The organism is Rahnella sp. CFA14(1/10) (assembly GCF_004195095.1).
Classification (GTDB): Bacteria; Pseudomonadota; Gammaproteobacteria; order Enterobacterales; family Enterobacteriaceae; genus Rahnella; species Rahnella perminowiae.
On record NZ_SEWS01000001.1, the window covers coordinates 719,562 to 734,189 of the forward strand.

The 14,628-nt window shown below is 52.4% G+C and carries 14 protein-coding genes and 1 riboswitch; of the genes, 4 read left to right on the forward strand and 10 right to left on the reverse strand.

What is annotated here, in order from left to right; all coding sequences use genetic code 11:
- Window positions 1–168: 168 nt before the first annotated feature.
- The 5 genes from EVX52_RS03600 to EVX52_RS03620 all read right to left on the reverse strand — a co-directional run bounded on the left by EVX52_RS03600 (window position 169) and on the right by EVX52_RS03620 (window position 4,842).
- Window positions 169–966 (reverse strand): amino acid ABC transporter ATP-binding protein, encoded by a 798-nt coding sequence (locus EVX52_RS03600; RefSeq protein WP_129952063.1) that lies wholly within the window; start codon window positions 964–966, stop codon window positions 169–171.
- Window positions 963–1,946: an amino acid ABC transporter permease gene (locus tag EVX52_RS03605; RefSeq protein WP_129990591.1), complete on the reverse strand. Its 984-nt coding sequence runs from the start codon at window positions 1,944–1,946 to the stop codon at window positions 963–965. Before EVX52_RS03605 ends, EVX52_RS03600 begins: the two co-directional genes overlap by 4 nt.
- Window positions 1,943–2,851 (reverse strand): ABC transporter substrate-binding protein, encoded by a 909-nt coding sequence (locus tag EVX52_RS03610; RefSeq protein ID WP_129990592.1) that lies wholly within the window; start codon window positions 2,849–2,851, stop codon window positions 1,943–1,945. The genes EVX52_RS03605 and EVX52_RS03610 overlap by 4 nt, the downstream gene beginning before the upstream one ends.
- Window positions 2,852–3,045: 194 nt before the next feature.
- A complete protein-coding gene (locus EVX52_RS03615; protein ID WP_129990593.1) occupies window positions 3,046–3,840 on the reverse strand; it encodes a deaminated glutathione amidase in 795 nt (264 codons plus the stop codon).
- 45 nt (window positions 3,841–3,885) lie between these two features.
- The gene (locus EVX52_RS03620; RefSeq protein ID WP_129952067.1) at window positions 3,886–4,842 is read right to left on the reverse strand and encodes a nitrate ABC transporter substrate-binding protein; all 957 of its coding nucleotides are present in this window, start codon (window positions 4,840–4,842) and stop codon (window positions 3,886–3,888) included.
- A gap of 209 nt (window positions 4,843–5,051) precedes the next feature.
- Here EVX52_RS03620 and EVX52_RS03625 point away from each other — a divergent pair, with 209 nt between their 5' ends.
- Entirely contained in the window at window positions 5,052–6,398 is a 1,347-nt protein-coding gene (locus tag EVX52_RS03625; protein ID WP_129990594.1) for an aminotransferase class I/II-fold pyridoxal phosphate-dependent enzyme, read from the forward strand.
- A gap of 4 nt (window positions 6,399–6,402) precedes the next feature.
- On the opposite strand, the gene EVX52_RS03630 is transcribed toward EVX52_RS03625, so the two are convergent.
- The gene (locus tag EVX52_RS03630) at window positions 6,403–6,825 is read right to left on the reverse strand and encodes a GNAT family N-acetyltransferase (RefSeq protein WP_129990595.1); all 423 of its coding nucleotides are present in this window, start codon (window positions 6,823–6,825) and stop codon (window positions 6,403–6,405) included.
- A gap of 83 nt (window positions 6,826–6,908) precedes the next feature.
- Window positions 6,909–6,971, forward strand: a riboswitch (Fluoride riboswitch).
- 66 nt (window positions 6,972–7,037) lie between these two features.
- On the opposite strand from EVX52_RS03630, the gene crcB reads away from it, so the two are divergent.
- From crcB to EVX52_RS03645, 3 genes are all read left to right on the forward strand, one after another.
- A complete protein-coding gene (crcB, locus tag EVX52_RS03635) occupies window positions 7,038–7,421 on the forward strand; it encodes a fluoride efflux transporter CrcB (protein WP_129952070.1) in 384 nt (127 codons plus the stop codon).
- Window positions 7,422–7,882: 461 nt separating this feature from the next.
- Window positions 7,883–8,539 carry a TetR family transcriptional regulator gene (locus EVX52_RS03640; RefSeq protein WP_205951551.1) on the forward strand — a complete coding sequence of 219 codons (657 nt, stop codon included), beginning with the start codon at window positions 7,883–7,885 and terminating at the stop codon, window positions 8,537–8,539.
- A 9-nt stretch (window positions 8,540–8,548) separates the two neighbouring features.
- On the forward strand, window positions 8,549–9,736 hold the full coding sequence (locus EVX52_RS03645; RefSeq protein ID WP_129990596.1) for a multidrug effflux MFS transporter: 1,188 nt from the start codon (window positions 8,549–8,551) through the stop codon (window positions 9,734–9,736).
- 66 nt (window positions 9,737–9,802) lie between these two features.
- Here EVX52_RS03645 and cspE read toward each other — a convergent pair whose 3' ends face one another.
- The 4 genes from cspE to EVX52_RS03665 form a co-directional block, all read right to left on the reverse strand.
- Window positions 9,803–10,012: a transcription antiterminator/RNA stability regulator CspE gene (gene cspE, locus EVX52_RS03650; RefSeq protein ID WP_009636912.1), complete on the reverse strand. Its 210-nt coding sequence runs from the start codon at window positions 10,010–10,012 to the stop codon at window positions 9,803–9,805.
- A gap of 177 nt (window positions 10,013–10,189) precedes the next feature.
- Window positions 10,190–10,927 carry a DUF2076 domain-containing protein gene (locus tag EVX52_RS03655; protein ID WP_129990597.1) on the reverse strand — a complete coding sequence of 246 codons (738 nt, stop codon included), beginning with the start codon at window positions 10,925–10,927 and terminating at the stop codon, window positions 10,190–10,192.
- Window positions 10,928–11,123: 196 nt separating this feature from the next.
- Window positions 11,124–12,254 (reverse strand): ABC transporter substrate-binding protein, encoded by a 1,131-nt coding sequence (locus EVX52_RS03660; RefSeq protein ID WP_129952074.1) that lies wholly within the window; start codon window positions 12,252–12,254, stop codon window positions 11,124–11,126.
- A 190-nt stretch (window positions 12,255–12,444) separates the two neighbouring features.
- Entirely contained in the window at window positions 12,445–14,544 is a 2,100-nt protein-coding gene (locus tag EVX52_RS03665) for a prolyl oligopeptidase family protein (protein ID WP_129990598.1), read from the reverse strand.
- Window positions 14,545–14,628 lie beyond the last annotated feature (84 nt).

Genomic DNA, 14,628 nt, shown 5'->3' on the forward strand with positions numbered 1-14,628 from the left:
ATGATCCCTCCGGCTTACCACCTGCAATGAAAATCCATGCGGAAAACGCTTCATACCATCCGGCTTAGCGGTATTCATCATTGCGGACTGCATTGCGTAAAACGGACGAAACCGGGTGGAAATTGCAGAATAACGGTCTGCACTCCCGGCTTCAGCCCGTCTTACCGGTCAGATAAAGCGGCTCAGGAACGCCTGTGTCCGCTGATGTTTCGGACTGACCAGGACATCTTCCGCGGCCCCCTGCTCAACGACAACCCCGCGATCCATAAACACTACGCGGTCTGCTGCCTCTTTCGCAAAGCCAATCTCATGCGTCACCACTATCATCGTCAGCCCCTGCATGGCCAGATCCCGCATAGTGGCCAGAACTTCGCCGACCAGTTCAGGGTCGAGCGCTGACGTCGGTTCATCGAACAGCATCAGTTTAGGTTTCACCGCCAGCGCACGGGCTATAGCCACACGCTGTTGCTGACCGCCGGAAAGATGGCGCGGATAAGCATTGGCTTTATCGCTCAGGCCGACTTTTTGCAGCAACTCATGCGCATATTTCTCCGCTTCATGGCGGCTTTCTTTATGCACACCCACCGGTGCTTCAATGATATTTTGCAACACAGTCATGTGCGGATAAAGATTGAATTGCTGGAATACCATGCCGATATCCCGGCGCTGCCGCGCAATTGCCCGTTCAGGCAATTTATGCAGACGGTCCCCGCGCAGTTCATAACCTATTTGCTCACCGCCTACCATAATGGAACCGCGATCGATATCTTCCAGATGATTTATACAGCGCAGAAAGGTGGATTTACCCGAGCCCGACGGCCCGAGGATCACCACCACTTCGCCGGGTTTCACATCAAGATCGATTCCCTTCAGCACTTCGTTATCACCATAACTTTTATGCACGTTACGGGCGATCACCAGTGATGCTTGTCCGGACGACTGTGTGTCAGCGTGTAATTGACTCATAAATCCTCCTTCCGGACCATGTCCGGTGTACTGATGATCGGCGCGGTTTTTTCTTCCGCATTGCTTTGACGACGTTTGACGTTAGGCAATGTCCGGCGTGTGCCGCGGGAATAATAGCGTTCAATTGCAGACTGCCCAAGATTGAGCAATGACGTGATAAACAGATACCAAATCACTGCCACCATCAGCATAGGTACCACTTCAAAGGTACGGTTGTAGACAGTTTGCACGGAATACAGCAAATCCCCCATGGCAATAACGCTGACCAGCGATGTCGCTTTAATCATACTGATGAGCTGGTTACCGGTCGGCGGAATAATCGACCGCATGGCCTGAGGAATAATGATCCGGCGCAGCGCACGGCCACGACTCATGCCAAATGCCTGTGCGGTTTCCGCCTGACCGTTATCGACTGACAGCAAACCTGCCCGAATGATTTCTGCCATATAAGCCGCCTCATTCAGCGCCAGACCGGCAATGGCAGCTGTCAGCGGGGTGATCAGATCATTCGTATTCCAGCTCAGATATTGCGGACCAAACGGGATCCCCAACACCACACGCGGGAACAATGTCGACATGTTGTACCAGAACAATAACTGCACCAGCAGCGGCGTACCGCGGAAGAACCAGATATACAGCCCCGCTAATTTCCTGAGCAATATGCTGTCAGACAGACGGGCAATGGCCAGCATCAGGCCGATGAACACTCCGAGCAGCATCGACACCACAGTAAGGCCGAGCGTGACGCCCAGGCCTTTGAGCACCGAACCTTCCGTGAACCATTGCGCCACCACATGCCATTCGAAGTTCTGGTTGTGCGAAACCGCCCAGATCACGTCAGCGGCAATCAGCAGCACCACTATCCAGGCCACCCAGCGGCCGTAATGACGCGGGGCGTGGGAAAACTCAACGTTGCGTCGCGGATCCTGCGTATAGTCGTCCCTGACTGCCAGTGTTGAACTATACGTTTTATCAGTCATTTAGGCTGCGCCTTTGCCAGGTTAATACCCGGTGCCGGGATCATATTGCCTTCCAGGCCCCATTTTTTCATGATGATGGCATACGTGCCGTTGTCGAACAGTTTCTGATAACCGGCGAGGATCGCGTCACGAACCGGTGAATCTTTGGCAACGACCGTCCCCTGGAAGATATCGCCAAAGCCATTTGATTTGCCGGTACCGGTCAGTTCAAGCTGGCCGTTGGCTTTTTCAACAAAATAGGTCAGCGGTGCCTGAGAAGAGAAGAATGCGTCGGAACGGTTAGAACGAACCGCCAGAATCGACGTTGGTTGATCGGCAAATGACTGTACTGTCACCGCCGGTTTACCGTCTTTAACGCACACGTCAGACTGCTTACGGATCACCTGTTCAGCAGAACCGCCCGCCATCACGGCAATGCGTTTACCGCAGGTATCATCGAGGGAACTGATGTTTTCCGGGTTACCTTTGCGCACGCCGAAAACAACGTATTCTTTGACGAAATCAATGAAATCATTTTTTGCCTGACGGTCAGGATAATCGCCAATCGGGCCGATACCCATCTGGTAGCGCCCTGCGGCCATGCCACTGAGGATGCCGGATAAACCGCTCACGGAAGCATGCTCTATTTTTACACCCATCACTTGTGCCAGCGCGTGCGCAAGATCCGCACTCGCACCATCCAGGCCATTGGCACCGGTCACAATCTCATACGGAGGGAATGAGCCATTGTTCACAGAGGTCATCACGCCTGACTTCTGAATATCCGCAGGTAATTTTGCATGGATCGCCGGATCCATCGTCTGAGCCGGGATTGTCACATTTTCAGCAGCAAAGGCATTTATCGAAGATACGGAAAGTAATGCAGCAGTCAGTACAGCAGCCTGACGGAGTTGTTTTGCCATCATTCTTTTATTTCCTCTGTGTTAAAAGTCGGTCTGTGAGTTTATGAATGTTGTGTATTTTAGAGTGGTTACCTTCCGTGGCAGCTTTCCGGGTGTTTCTATTTATGGTGACTGATATAAGAAATAAACGCGTTCCCTGGTGAGGGCGCGGTACTGCATGAAATCTGAGGCAGCCGTTGAGGACCGGCCACACAGCGTTAGTCGTTACGCAGTTGCGGTAAACCAAAACGGCGGTTTGCCAGCACTGGTAATACTTTTCGGGCATGAGCCAGACGATCTTTATCCAGTTCAGCAAATACCAGTGCCGGGGCTTCGGCGGCGCGGGCAATCGCCACACCCAGCGGATCGACGACCATGCTGTTGCCAATATTGCGCTCGCCGCATTCACCCACCGCCACCATATAGGTGGTATTTTCCAGTGCGCGCGCCGTGACCAGTATTTCCCAATGCATTTCTTTCAGCGGGCCTTTCACCCATGCGGCGGGCAGCACCAGTACGTCGGCTCCATCAAGCACCAGGCGACGTGCCAGCTCCGGAAAACGCACGTCATAGCAGGTCATCAGGCCGACCGTAAACCCGGCGACATTCACCAGCGGCGGCACTTCGTCGCCTGCGGTGACGTTTTTAGATTCCTGAGAAGAGAACGCATCATAAAGATGCAGCTTTCTGTATTCAGAAATAATTTCGCCATTCCGGAGGGAAATCAGCACATTATAAGCACGGCCATCCGGTGCGGGCGTATGGACACTCATCATGGTGGTCATCTGATTACCCCTGCTGGCCGCCAGCATCTGGCTGACAAACGGACCATCAAGAGGTTGTGCCGCTTTTAAAACCAAATCCGGATCGGTAATATCACGCGCCAGAATACCCTCCGGCAGCACCAGCAAATCCACCCCCGCTTCCACAGATTTCGCCATCAGCGAAAGGCAGGTTTCGACATTCGCTTCCCATTCACGGGAAACTGCAAACTGACCTAATGCAACTTTCATTTTTGACTCCCCTGTCGCTCATGGGTCAAAGCGATCGGTTAAGTGTTACTGAGCAAAGTTCGGGAACAAATCTCGCGGCGTCAGGCGCTTAGCACTCAGCCCCTGTGCATATAATTCCTGCGCAAAATCATCAATCATCTTTTCATTGGCAGCGTAACCGTTTGCATTCCAGTCCGCAGGTAAATCGGCCACGGTGCGGCGTAAATCATCCAGCAGCCATGGCGTGGTATCGGCGTATTTTGCGCGCTTATCCATCCAGATTTCATAAGAACGGTCAATGATGTCGCTCAGTGCCTGCGGCAACCACGGATGCTCTTCGGCCAGCGCAGGTTTGACCGCCAGCAGGTGGATACCGGGGATATACCCGACGCGGTTGAAATAGGCCAGTTCAGCGGCACGGAAATCCGGCTGGAACTGACGGAAACCGGAATCAGGCTTGAAAAAGCCCTCAGGCATAAACGGTGTAAATACCGCATCCAGCCAGCCTTCCTGTAATAACGCCATCAGAGGACGCTCTTGCGGAACGGCTTCAATGCGTCCTTCGCGGCCAAAACCGGCCAGACGGTCGACAATCGGGTGCGCTTCGGTCAGACGGCCGACATACCAGTTCGCATCTTCAATGCCCACACCTTCCCGTGCCAGCAATGTACGGGTCCAGGTATTGCCGGAATCCTGCCAGCCGGTCAGGCCAATACGTTTACCGGCCAGTTGCGAAAGTTCGGTCAACGGGCTGTCTTCGCGGGTGATGATGCAGCGCTGGCGGAATCCACGCATCAGGAAATGCGGTATCGCCAGCAAATCAGATTCGCCCCGCGCACGCCCTTGTGCATAACGGCTGAAAGACACTTCACCCGCATCGTATTTGTCGCTGCTGCCCAGGTTATCAACCAGCGTCCCCACGCGGTCTATCTCAAGATTAAACCCTTCCGGTTTAAGATCGCCTAATGCCAGCGGCGTAAAATAATCCCAGTCACGAACTGCCAGTCTGATGGTAATCGTCACATCTTTCCCCTTAAGTGTCAGCATGGTTGATATGCAGAAAAACAACGGTGCGTTTACAAACCTTCCCGGAAACACACCAAATTTTTTACGAAGGCCCTTATCTTTGCGGCAATGTGATTATTTTATCGCCTCCGTTGGCTAAGTTTGATACTAATGGCATAAATTAATATGTACAATAGAATCTTTGTTACTGAACAAAAGGCATAAAAATGGCAGAAAACGCTCTCGAAAAAACGCTGGATGCAGAATGGTTAGCGACACAATTACAGGATCGTTCCATGCGGGGTATTGCGCTTGAAACCGCGGCGATGATCCGTTCCGGTGTGATCGAGATTGGTTCGCATCTTCCCGCCGTGCGTGAACTCGCGCAGGCGCTGGGAGTCAGTCCGGCCACGGTTTCTGCCGCCTGGGGTCAGTTACGACGTCAGAAAGTGATCGCCGGACGCGGACGCAACGGCGTCTGGGTGTGTGGCGATATGCTGTCACCCAGACCGGCACGCTTTGAAAAAATCGGTAATTTCGGTGAGCATATTATTGCGGATCTGGCCCTGTCGTCGCCGGATCCGGCACTGTTACCTGACCTGCATGAAGCCATGCAGCACGGTGTGGGTGCCGGCAATCTGAACAGCTATCAGCGTGAGGCTATTGCGCCGTCGCTGCTTAAAGCCGCGCGGCAGGACTGGCCCTATGACGCCCCCGCTTTTATGGCGGCGGATGGCGGATTTGATGGGATGAATCTGACGCTGCAAACCCTGCTGATGCAGGGGTCGGTTGTCGCGATTGAAGATCCGACCGCCACACGACTGCTGGATATGCTGGATAATCTGGGCGCACAGGTAATTGCGGTGAAGTGCGACGAATTCGGGCCCATACCGGAGTCACTCAGCCAGGCACTGCTGAAAAATCCTTCCGCTTTTATTTTTCAGCCACGCACCCATTCACATTGCGGCCACGCAATTAACGCAGAACGTTATGCTGCGCTGGCCGATATCCTCAGCCAAAGTAACACGCTGATTATTGAAGATGACGGTATCGGCCAGTTGTCGCGTTATGCGCCGCTGAGTATGGGCAGCAAGCTACCGGACCGCACGGTGCATGTCCGTTCTTATTCCAAAGCCTACGGGCCGGATTTACGGCTGGCGGTTATCTCGGGCTCACATGATTTAATCAGGCAAATCAAATCATTCCGCAATTTTGGTGCCGGCTGGTCGAGCCGTATTTTGCAGGAAGCGCTGGCATGGCTGATTAACGATCCGAAAACGCAGCAAGGAATTACGCATGCTAAAACAGTGTATGCGGAACGTCGCAAAGCCATGTCCGATGCATTGCGCATGCGCGGCGTGAATATCCCCGACCGAGACGGGCTGGCGCTGTGGATCCCGGTGCCATCAGAACAGTTTGCGCTGGTGACCCTGGCCGCGCGCGGTATTGCAGTTCTGCCCGGTGAGCGCAGCCGCATCGGGCCGGGGCAATTTATCCGTATCAGCACCAGTCAGGTGAAACCTGAGCAGGTTGATTTGATCGCCGACGCTATCGTGCTGGCGCTGGATGCCTGATTGCTCAGAGTTTTTTGAGCAAATACTTCGGTGATTCCTCGTACTGTGCCCGCGCATAAAAAGTGTGGGCCCGTACGCGGCGGGTATGGCTGTGAACCTCCATCCGGTCACAGCCCCGCTCTGCTGCCAGGCGTTCGGCCTCATCCAGCAATTTCTGGCCGATACCGCCGCCACGTGCATGATCGCTGACACACAAATAGCTGATACGGCAAAATTCTCCGGCCAGCGCAATTTGCGGGATGAAATGTAACGAAATAAAGCCGACCGCTTTGCCTTCTTTCTCGGCCACTAACAGACGACTGTCCGGGTTGACGGCCATTTTTGCCACACGCTCTGCTATCGCTTCAGACGTATTGGGATAATCCAAATCCCCCAGTAATTGCGCCAGAACCGGCGCATCCTGCACGGTACCTTCTCTGATCAACATGGTATTTTCTCTTTAAAAAACTGTTACGGAAACACGGCTACACAAGCGTCATAACACGATGTAAACTGAGCGCCTTCACGACTCTGTACCAGGGAGATGGCATTCCTCCCAAACCGCCTTTACCGGCTGATGATGTCTGCGCAATCTCGCGAGAGGTTCGTAGCGTTGTGCCCGGACCTTTCTGAATTTCATTTATTTTTTAAGGTATTACTATGTTTAGCACCTTACTTGCAGTCTTTATTGGCGGTGGTACAGGCAGCGTTGTGCGCTGGTATGTCAGTCTCAAAATGAACGGCATGAGTCCGGTACTGCCCGCCGGCACCCTGACCGTGAATCTGGTCGGTGCCTTTATCATTGGCCTGGGCATCGCAATTTTCACCCGCCTGACCCATATCGACCCTGTCTGGAAGCTGCTGATCACCACCGGTTTCTGTGGCGGCCTGACAACCTTCTCCACCTTCTCGCTGGAAGTGGTCTACATGCTTCAGGAGGGCCGCTTCGGTGCCGCGCTGCTGAACATGGCGCTGAACATGGCCGGTTCACTGGCCATGACATTACTGGCGTTTATGCTGGTCAGCTGGTTCAGCGCGCACTAATCCTATCTTCCGGCGATGCCTTTTTTATGACAAGAGGCATCGCTGTGATAAATCTGTGATGGCGGTCCATCTCCTCACGCGCGTATCTTAATGTTTCCTTCATCTTATCTGCAGATAATAGTGTCAGTTCAACCTGGTTTACCTTTGAGGCATGACATGTTTTCTGTTCCAAAAACATCTTCTGAATTCCTGACTGTAGCCCTCTGTGTGCTGACTGTGGTGGCATTTTTGCAGGCATACTTTGCTTAACAGCCCCGCGTAGCCCGCAGCTTTATCTCTTTCCGTAAACGGCGCTTTCTTCCTGATGGCGCCGTTTTCATGTCTATATTGTGCTTAATAGCGCAGAAATAAAAACCGCTTTTTACCCCATTCATAATACAAATATTTACCTGCCTCTCTCTATTCCCTATACTTGAGAATGATCGTTCACAATCCACATCAGCCAAATGACCGGATATCTCATGCATCCCCCACCACAATGCACTAAAGATGCGCGCATCAGCGCACGACGCGACCAGATCATTGCCGCTGCACGTCTGTGCTTTCGCAAGCATGGTTTCCACGCCGCAGGTATGGCTGAAATAGCGAAAACGTCGCAGCTCAGTGTGGGACAGATTTACCGCTATTTCGCCAATAAAGACGCGATAATAGAAGAAATTGTCCGGCGAATTGTGATGAAGAAAATCCGGCTGATGACCGGCAACGCGCACAATCTGCAACAGGTGGCCCACAACCTGGCGCACCGGCGGATCGGCAATTTAAGCGCGCCGTATAAAGAAGATCAGTGCGCCGGACAAAAAGAGCAGGCCGAAATTGACCATGCCCTGATGCTGGAAGTCGCTGCAGAAGCGACCCGCAATCCGATTGTGGAAAAAATCTGGCGTGATTCCGAAAAGCAGCTGTTTAAGGAAGCAAAATCTTTTCTCACTGCCACTTTCCCTCAATTTTCTGATGCTGAAATGACAGCAAAAGTCGAATCCTTAGCCGTGATTTGTGAAGGCACTGCTTTTCGTCGTATGACGACTGTTCACGCCGACGCTGAGCTTCTGGAAGCCTTATACCATCGCTACTTCCAGAGCCTCTTCGAAACGGATTTTACCACCAGCAAACGGGAATAAACTTTTACCATGAGCGCTCACCTGCACGAAAAACGCCTCGGTTATGCCCTTGTTCTCGGCTCGCTCGCCGCACTCGGGCCGTTATGTACAGATTTATATTTACCGGCATTGCCGGAAATGGCGGGCGATCTGAATACGTCCACCGCCAGCGCACAGTTAAGCCTGACCGCAGGTTTACTTGGCCTCGGTTTCGGTCAGTTACTGTTCGGCCCGCTGAGTGACCGTTATGGTCGTATGCGCCCGCTGTTGTGGTCCCTGGCTTTATTGCTGGCTGCATCGGTCTGGTGTGCGGTGGCGCAGGATATCAATCAGCTGATTGTCGCCCGTCTGTTACAGGGGATCACCGGAGCCGGTGGCGCGGTATTATCACGCGCAGTGGCAAGGGATTTGTATAACGGGCATGAACTGACACGGTTTTTTGCATTGCTGATGCTGGTGAACGGACTGGCACCGATCATCGCCCCGGTACTGGGCGGCGCATTGCTGAGCTGGGTTAACTGGCGGGGAATATTCGGTGTACTGGCGTTTATTGCCATCTTACTGTTCAGCTTCTCATCACTAAAACTGCATGAAACCTTATTGCCCGAACGCCGTGCCCGGGGCGGTATTTTCAGCCTGTTAGGCTCGGTATTCGGCCTGCTGAAACATCGTCCGTTTATGGGTTTATGCCTGACGCAGGGCTTTATTATGGCCGGAATGTTCGCGTATATCGGCGCATCACCTTTTGTCTTGCAACAGATTTACCATCTCAGCCCGCAGATGTTCAGCCTGTGCTTTGCGATTAACGGCATCGGTCTGGTGATTTCCGCTCAGGTCTCTACCCGCCTGAGCCGTCGCTTCGGCGAAATGGCGCTGGTCAAAGCCGGTTTGTGCATCGCCGCAGTGGCTTCTGTGGCGCTGGTGATTTCCGCCAGCCTGAATGCGCCACTCGTGTTGTTGCTGGTGCCCCTTTTCTTCTCTGTGATGGTGATTGGGATTATCAGCCCGAATGCCGGATCGCTGGCGATGCAAAGTCAGGGGAAAAATGCAGGCAGCGCGTCTGCCCTGCTGGGGGTGTGTATGTTTGCACTCGGGGCGATTGCCGTACCGGTAACAGGTTTTGGCAGCCAGCCCGCATTATCGATGGGGCTGACCATTCTCGGCTGCTACGCGATTGCCATCGTGATGTTCGTCATGCTGGTGCGGAAACCGGCGTAAGTTATTGACGCATGACGGACAAAAAAAAACCCGCTTCGGCGGGTTTTTTTAATAAATCGGCTAAAGTCAGATAGCGATAACGTTAGCAGCCGACGGGCCTTTGGCACCATTGGTGATTTCGAACTCTACGCGTTGGCCTTCAGCAAGGGTTTTGAAACCGTTGCTGGAAATAGCAGAGAAATGAACGAAAACATCTTTGCTGCCATCTTCAGGGGTAATGAAACCAAAACCTTTAGATTCATTGAACCACTTAACGCTACCTTTAATCTTAGACATCAAACTTACCTTTACGTGAATGTTGGACACAAAACGTGTGTCAAATACAGTACAGCAACAGATTTCACTTTTGTCCAGAATTCTGATGGCAATAAGCGATAAACCTCTCACTCTTCGCTTTCTGTTACTTTTTTCTGCTGCCAAAAGGGCCGTTAATAGCCGTCTGACATCAAGCGGTTAGAAAAATGAGTCATCATCATTGTTGAAATCGTCAGTGTCGAAATCATCATTTCCGAAACCGGGATCCGCATTATCATTACGCAACGACGCATCTTCCCATGAAGGCTGACTGCTGCCGAAACTCTGACTGTTATCGAGGAAGCTGCTGTCAGCCGGATTGAGATCCTGAACCGGCGGTTCTTCGATGATATTGACGATTTCCTGCGGCTGGCTGTGATGGAACATGCCGGTCAGCATATCTGCCAGCACCACCCCGCCCGCGACGCCCGCCGCCGTGCGCAATGCACTGCCCAGAAAACCCGGTTGCTGCGGTGCGGCCGGTGCCTGCTGTTGCGGCTGTGAGGCATATTGCGGTTGCTGAGGCGGGTTTCCCCACGCCTGCGTACCAGGAATGGGCTGACTGCCCTGCGACGTCTGGCGTTGCGGTTCAGGCTGAGACGAGCCACCGCCAAACAAGCCGGCCAGAAAACCGGTGCTTTGCGGTTTAGCGGTCTGTGCCTGTTGTTGCAACAGCTGTACCTGCTGTTGCAGTTCCTGTACCTGCGCATTCAGTTTAGTCAGCGCGGCTTCCTGAATAATCATCGCCTGCGCCATGTAATACGGGGCAGACGGCTGCTGCCGGATATGAGCCTGAATCACACGTTCAGCCTCCGCATCACGCGGTGCCGTACTGGACTCAGCCTGTTGTAAGCGACTAAAAAGCCCGTCAATTAAACGCTGTTCTTCAGATTGCATAAATTCACCTTGTTGATGTGTCGCACTGCGTCAGAAACGACGCCAGTCGGCGTTATACAGATACAGTAATACAGTTATATTTTTGTATGAATTAACGGAGTGTCAACAAATGTGACGGAGGTAAAGTTAGTGAGGAAAACGCGCTGAGGGGTTGAAAATCCGCCTGTGAGGCCACAGGCGGGGAAAATATCTGTACTTACTTTTTCGGCGTCCAGCCGAAGATGAAATCCTGATCCGGCAGGTTAGTATAGTTACGCACGATGTCGTGGTAAGTCTTCGCCGGGTCCAGATCTTTAAACTGTTGCGGATAAATAAACTTCGCCAGGTATTCCATGCCGACAATATTATACGGATGGTTGTAGAACTGGTGATAAACACCATAAACACGGCCCGCATTCACTGCAGGGATTTGCGCCACGCCGGTGCGTGAAAGCAGCACTTTAGCCTCTTTCTCCACATCCGCTTCATCTGCGCCGTAGCCGAACGGCAGAATGTGCGTCACGGAACCGCTTTTCGGACGCGCCGAACCGGTCATGATGTAAACGTCCGGCTTCATGCTGATCACCTGTTCCAGAGAAACAGTGCCTGATGCGCCGGGCAGCAGTTTGGAGCCGATGTTACTGGCACCTACCGCCTGGATAAGTTTTCCCCATCCTGCATTACCGTGGGTGAAACAGCAGGAGTCGTCACGACCGGCAATCGGCTCGATAAAGACATGCGGCCTGGTTTGAATCGCCGAGACGGCTTTCTGAATAGCCTGGAAATGTTGATTATAGAATGTGGTATAAGCGCGGGCATTGTCTTCCTGATTCATCACTTTGCCGAGCAGCTCAATACTTGGCGCGGTATTTTTTGCCGGATCCAATTCATAATCGACAAACAGCACAGGGATATGCAGCGCGGCAAGTTTATCCAGTACGCCCGCCTGAGCCAGTGAATCTTTCGCCCGCAATTGCGCAATCATCAGATCCGGTTTTTTAGCGATTACTGTTTCCAGATCCACCTGCCCTTTATCATTGAATCCCATATCGAGAATTTTCGCCGATTCAGGCCATTTGCTTTTCAGCATATCCCAGGTGCCACTGTCGCTTTTCTTCAGCAGATTATTCCAGGCCACTACATGCTGAAAAGGATTGGCTTTATCTAACACGGCCAGGGCCAGAAGATCGCGTCCGTCCTGCAAAATAATCCGCTGAGGTGCTTTATCAATGATGACTTTCTGGCCGGCCATATCCGTGACCGTCAGCGGATAGGTGGTAGCAAAACTGGCGAAGGAAGTCGCCATCAGACCGGTAACAGCCAGCACACGTGCAGTGTTCTTTAACATACGATCACCCGAAAATGAGAATGAATAAAAAATGATTTTGATAATTGTTATCAATTCAGGCCGAAATAATAAACAAGGAAAGGTGGAAGGAGCAACGTTTTTAAAGCCGATATGAAGGGATAAAACATGTCGAAATATTAACGGGATACCGCAAGGCATCCCGTTTTACATCAGACTCTCACAGGTTATATCAACCGGCGGCTTTGTCACGGCCGATAAAGTGCAGCAGGAATTCGCTCACCATCGCCCGTTTAAACGCGGATTGTTTTTTGTCAGCCGCCGCACTGTGGCCGCCGTCCGTATTCTCGTAAAAATAGACATCCGGAATACCCAGCGCCTGCATTTTCGCTGCCATTTTACGTGCATGGTCAGGCCCGACACGGTCATCACTGGTCGCTGTTGAGAACAATACCGGCGGATATTTTTTTGTCGGATCGATATTATGATACGGCGAAAATTCGCGGATAAATGCCCACTCTTCTGGTTTCTGCGGGTCGCCATATTCAGCAATCCACGACGCGCCTGCCGAGATTTGCGTGTACCGGTACATATCCAGCAGCGCCACTTCACACACGATGGCCCCGAATAATTCCGGGTAGCGCGTCAGCATATTGCCAACCAGCAAGCCGCCGTTGCTGCCGCCTTGCGCCGCCAGGTGGGCCGGTGAGGTGATTTTGCTGGCAATCAGTGCCTTCGCCACAGACGCGAAATCTTCATAAGCGCGCAGACGTTTTTCTTTCAGCGCCGCTTTATGCCATTCCGGTCCGTACTCACCACCGCCACGTATATTCGCCACCACAAACACGCCGCCGCGATCGAGCCACGCCACGCCACTGACGCCAAGATAATACGGCTCAAGTGAGACCTCGAAACCGCCGTAGCCATACAGCAGCGTCGGATTTCTGCCGTCATACACCACGTCTTTGGACGAGATGACAAAATACGGAACGCGGGTACCGTCGTCGGACACCGCAAAAAGCTGGCTGACCTGATAACGGGTGGCATCGAAATGCGAAGGATCTTGTTTCAGCATTTCAGATTCCACGTCCGTGCCGTTATCGAGATTTCCGAGTGACAAACTGGCCGGTTGCAGGAAACCACTGACACTCATGAAATATTCATTGGTCTCATCATCCACGCCCCACGCGTTGATTTTGCTCAGTTCCGGCACTTTACCGAACGGTTCACGCTGCCACCTGCCATCTTTCGGCGTCAGCACTTCAAGCCGGTTGACGACATCCCGCGTGATGCTGAGAATAATATGATCACGGGTGTAGGAATAGCCGTTGAGCTGGTCACGGGTTGACGTAACACCACTGAGAGCAACATGCGGACCCGGTACAAACAGCGGTTTCAGCGTACGTTCGCCCGCCATAAAGGCGTCAAAATTCATGGTCAGCAGCGAACCGGATGGCCAGCTTTCACCGTTCACCTGCCATTCACTGGAAGGCTGGATCAGGATCCACTCCCGCCAGGTACTGAATTTGGCATCCGCCGGTACGTCGATTTTGACTAAGTTTTTAAGGTCATCCAGCAGGAAGACTTCGCGGTGATAGAAGTCAGTGACACGCACCACATAATTGCGCTCAAACCCTTTCAGGGCATCGCGATACCCCACCGCCATCATGTCTGTCTTTTCGGCACTGAATGCGGTGACCGCTTCACTAAGCGGTGTTCCGCGCTGCCAGATTTTAACGATGCGCGGGTATCCGGAACCGGTCATGGAACCTTCACCAAAATCGGTGGCAACAAATAAATGATCGCGGTCAATCCAGCTGATGCGGCTTTTAGCGACCGGTAAATAAAAACCGTCCGTCACAAAATCCTGAGTGAGTAAATCAAACTCACGCACTTCAGAGGCGTCCCCCCCGTCCGGAGACAGCACTAAAAGTGCACGGTCAAAATCCGGTTTCAAATTCCAGAAACCGTGAAACACCCACTCTTTCCCTTCAGTTTTACCCAGTGCATCAATATCCAGCACGGTTTCCCATTGCGGTTCGGCTTTACGGAATTCATCCAACGTGGTCTTGCGTAAGATGCCCTTCGGGTTCTTCGCATCCTGCCAGAAGTTGTACCAGTCGTTGCCACATTTCCACACACCGGGGATTTGGTCCGGTGAGTTCAGGCCTGCCAGCACTTTCTCCCGCAGCGGGTCGAAATCTTTGCCCTGCGTAAAGGCGGCCAGTGTGATGGTATTTTGCTCACGCGCCCATTCCAGCGCTTTCTCGTTGCGTAAACCTTCGAGCCAGATGAAATCATCTTGTGGGGGAAAGATTGAACCGGTTGTCATAATATTCAGCCCTGAAAATTATAAAGAGTTCAGAAATACCTGTTTTCTGATAGTGATTTCAAGTCTTTTACGTTTCTGTCAGGT

Bases quoted from the DNA above. Each gene is read 5' to 3' on its own strand.
- EVX52_RS03605 (WP_129990591.1), bottom strand. From the start codon at position 1,946: ATGACTGATAAAACGTATAGTTCAACACTGGCAGTCAGGGACGACTAT.
- EVX52_RS03645 (WP_129990596.1), top strand. From the start codon at position 8,549: ATGAGCGCTCACCTGCACGAAAAACGCCTCGGTTATGCCCTTGTTCTC.
- EVX52_RS03625 (WP_129990594.1), top strand. From the start codon at position 5,052: ATGGCAGAAAACGCTCTCGAAAAAACGCTGGATGCAGAATGGTTAGCG.
- crcB (WP_129952070.1), top strand. From the start codon at position 7,038: ATGTTTAGCACCTTACTTGCAGTCTTTATTGGCGGTGGTACAGGCAGC.
- EVX52_RS03665 (WP_129990598.1), bottom strand. From the start codon at position 14,544: ATGACAACCGGTTCAATCTTTCCCCCACAAGATGATTTCATCTGGCTC.
- cspE (WP_009636912.1), bottom strand. From the start codon at position 10,012: ATGTCTAAGATTAAAGGTAGCGTTAAGTGGTTCAATGAATCTAAAGGT.
- EVX52_RS03660 (WP_129952074.1), bottom strand. From the start codon at position 12,254: ATGTTAAAGAACACTGCACGTGTGCTGGCTGTTACCGGTCTGATGGCG.
- EVX52_RS03615 (WP_129990593.1), bottom strand. From the start codon at position 3,840: ATGAAAGTTGCATTAGGTCAGTTTGCAGTTTCCCGTGAATGGGAAGCG.
- EVX52_RS03600 (WP_129952063.1), bottom strand. From the start codon at position 966: ATGAGTCAATTACACGCTGACACACAGTCGTCCGGACAAGCATCACTG.
- EVX52_RS03640 (WP_205951551.1), top strand. From the start codon at position 7,883: ATGCATCCCCCACCACAATGCACTAAAGATGCGCGCATCAGCGCACGA.
- EVX52_RS03655 (WP_129990597.1), bottom strand. From the start codon at position 10,927: ATGCAATCTGAAGAACAGCGTTTAATTGACGGGCTTTTTAGTCGCTTA.
- EVX52_RS03630 (WP_129990595.1), bottom strand. From the start codon at position 6,825: ATGTTGATCAGAGAAGGTACCGTGCAGGATGCGCCGGTTCTGGCGCAA.
- EVX52_RS03610 (WP_129990592.1), bottom strand. From the start codon at position 2,851: ATGATGGCAAAACAACTCCGTCAGGCTGCTGTACTGACTGCTGCATTA.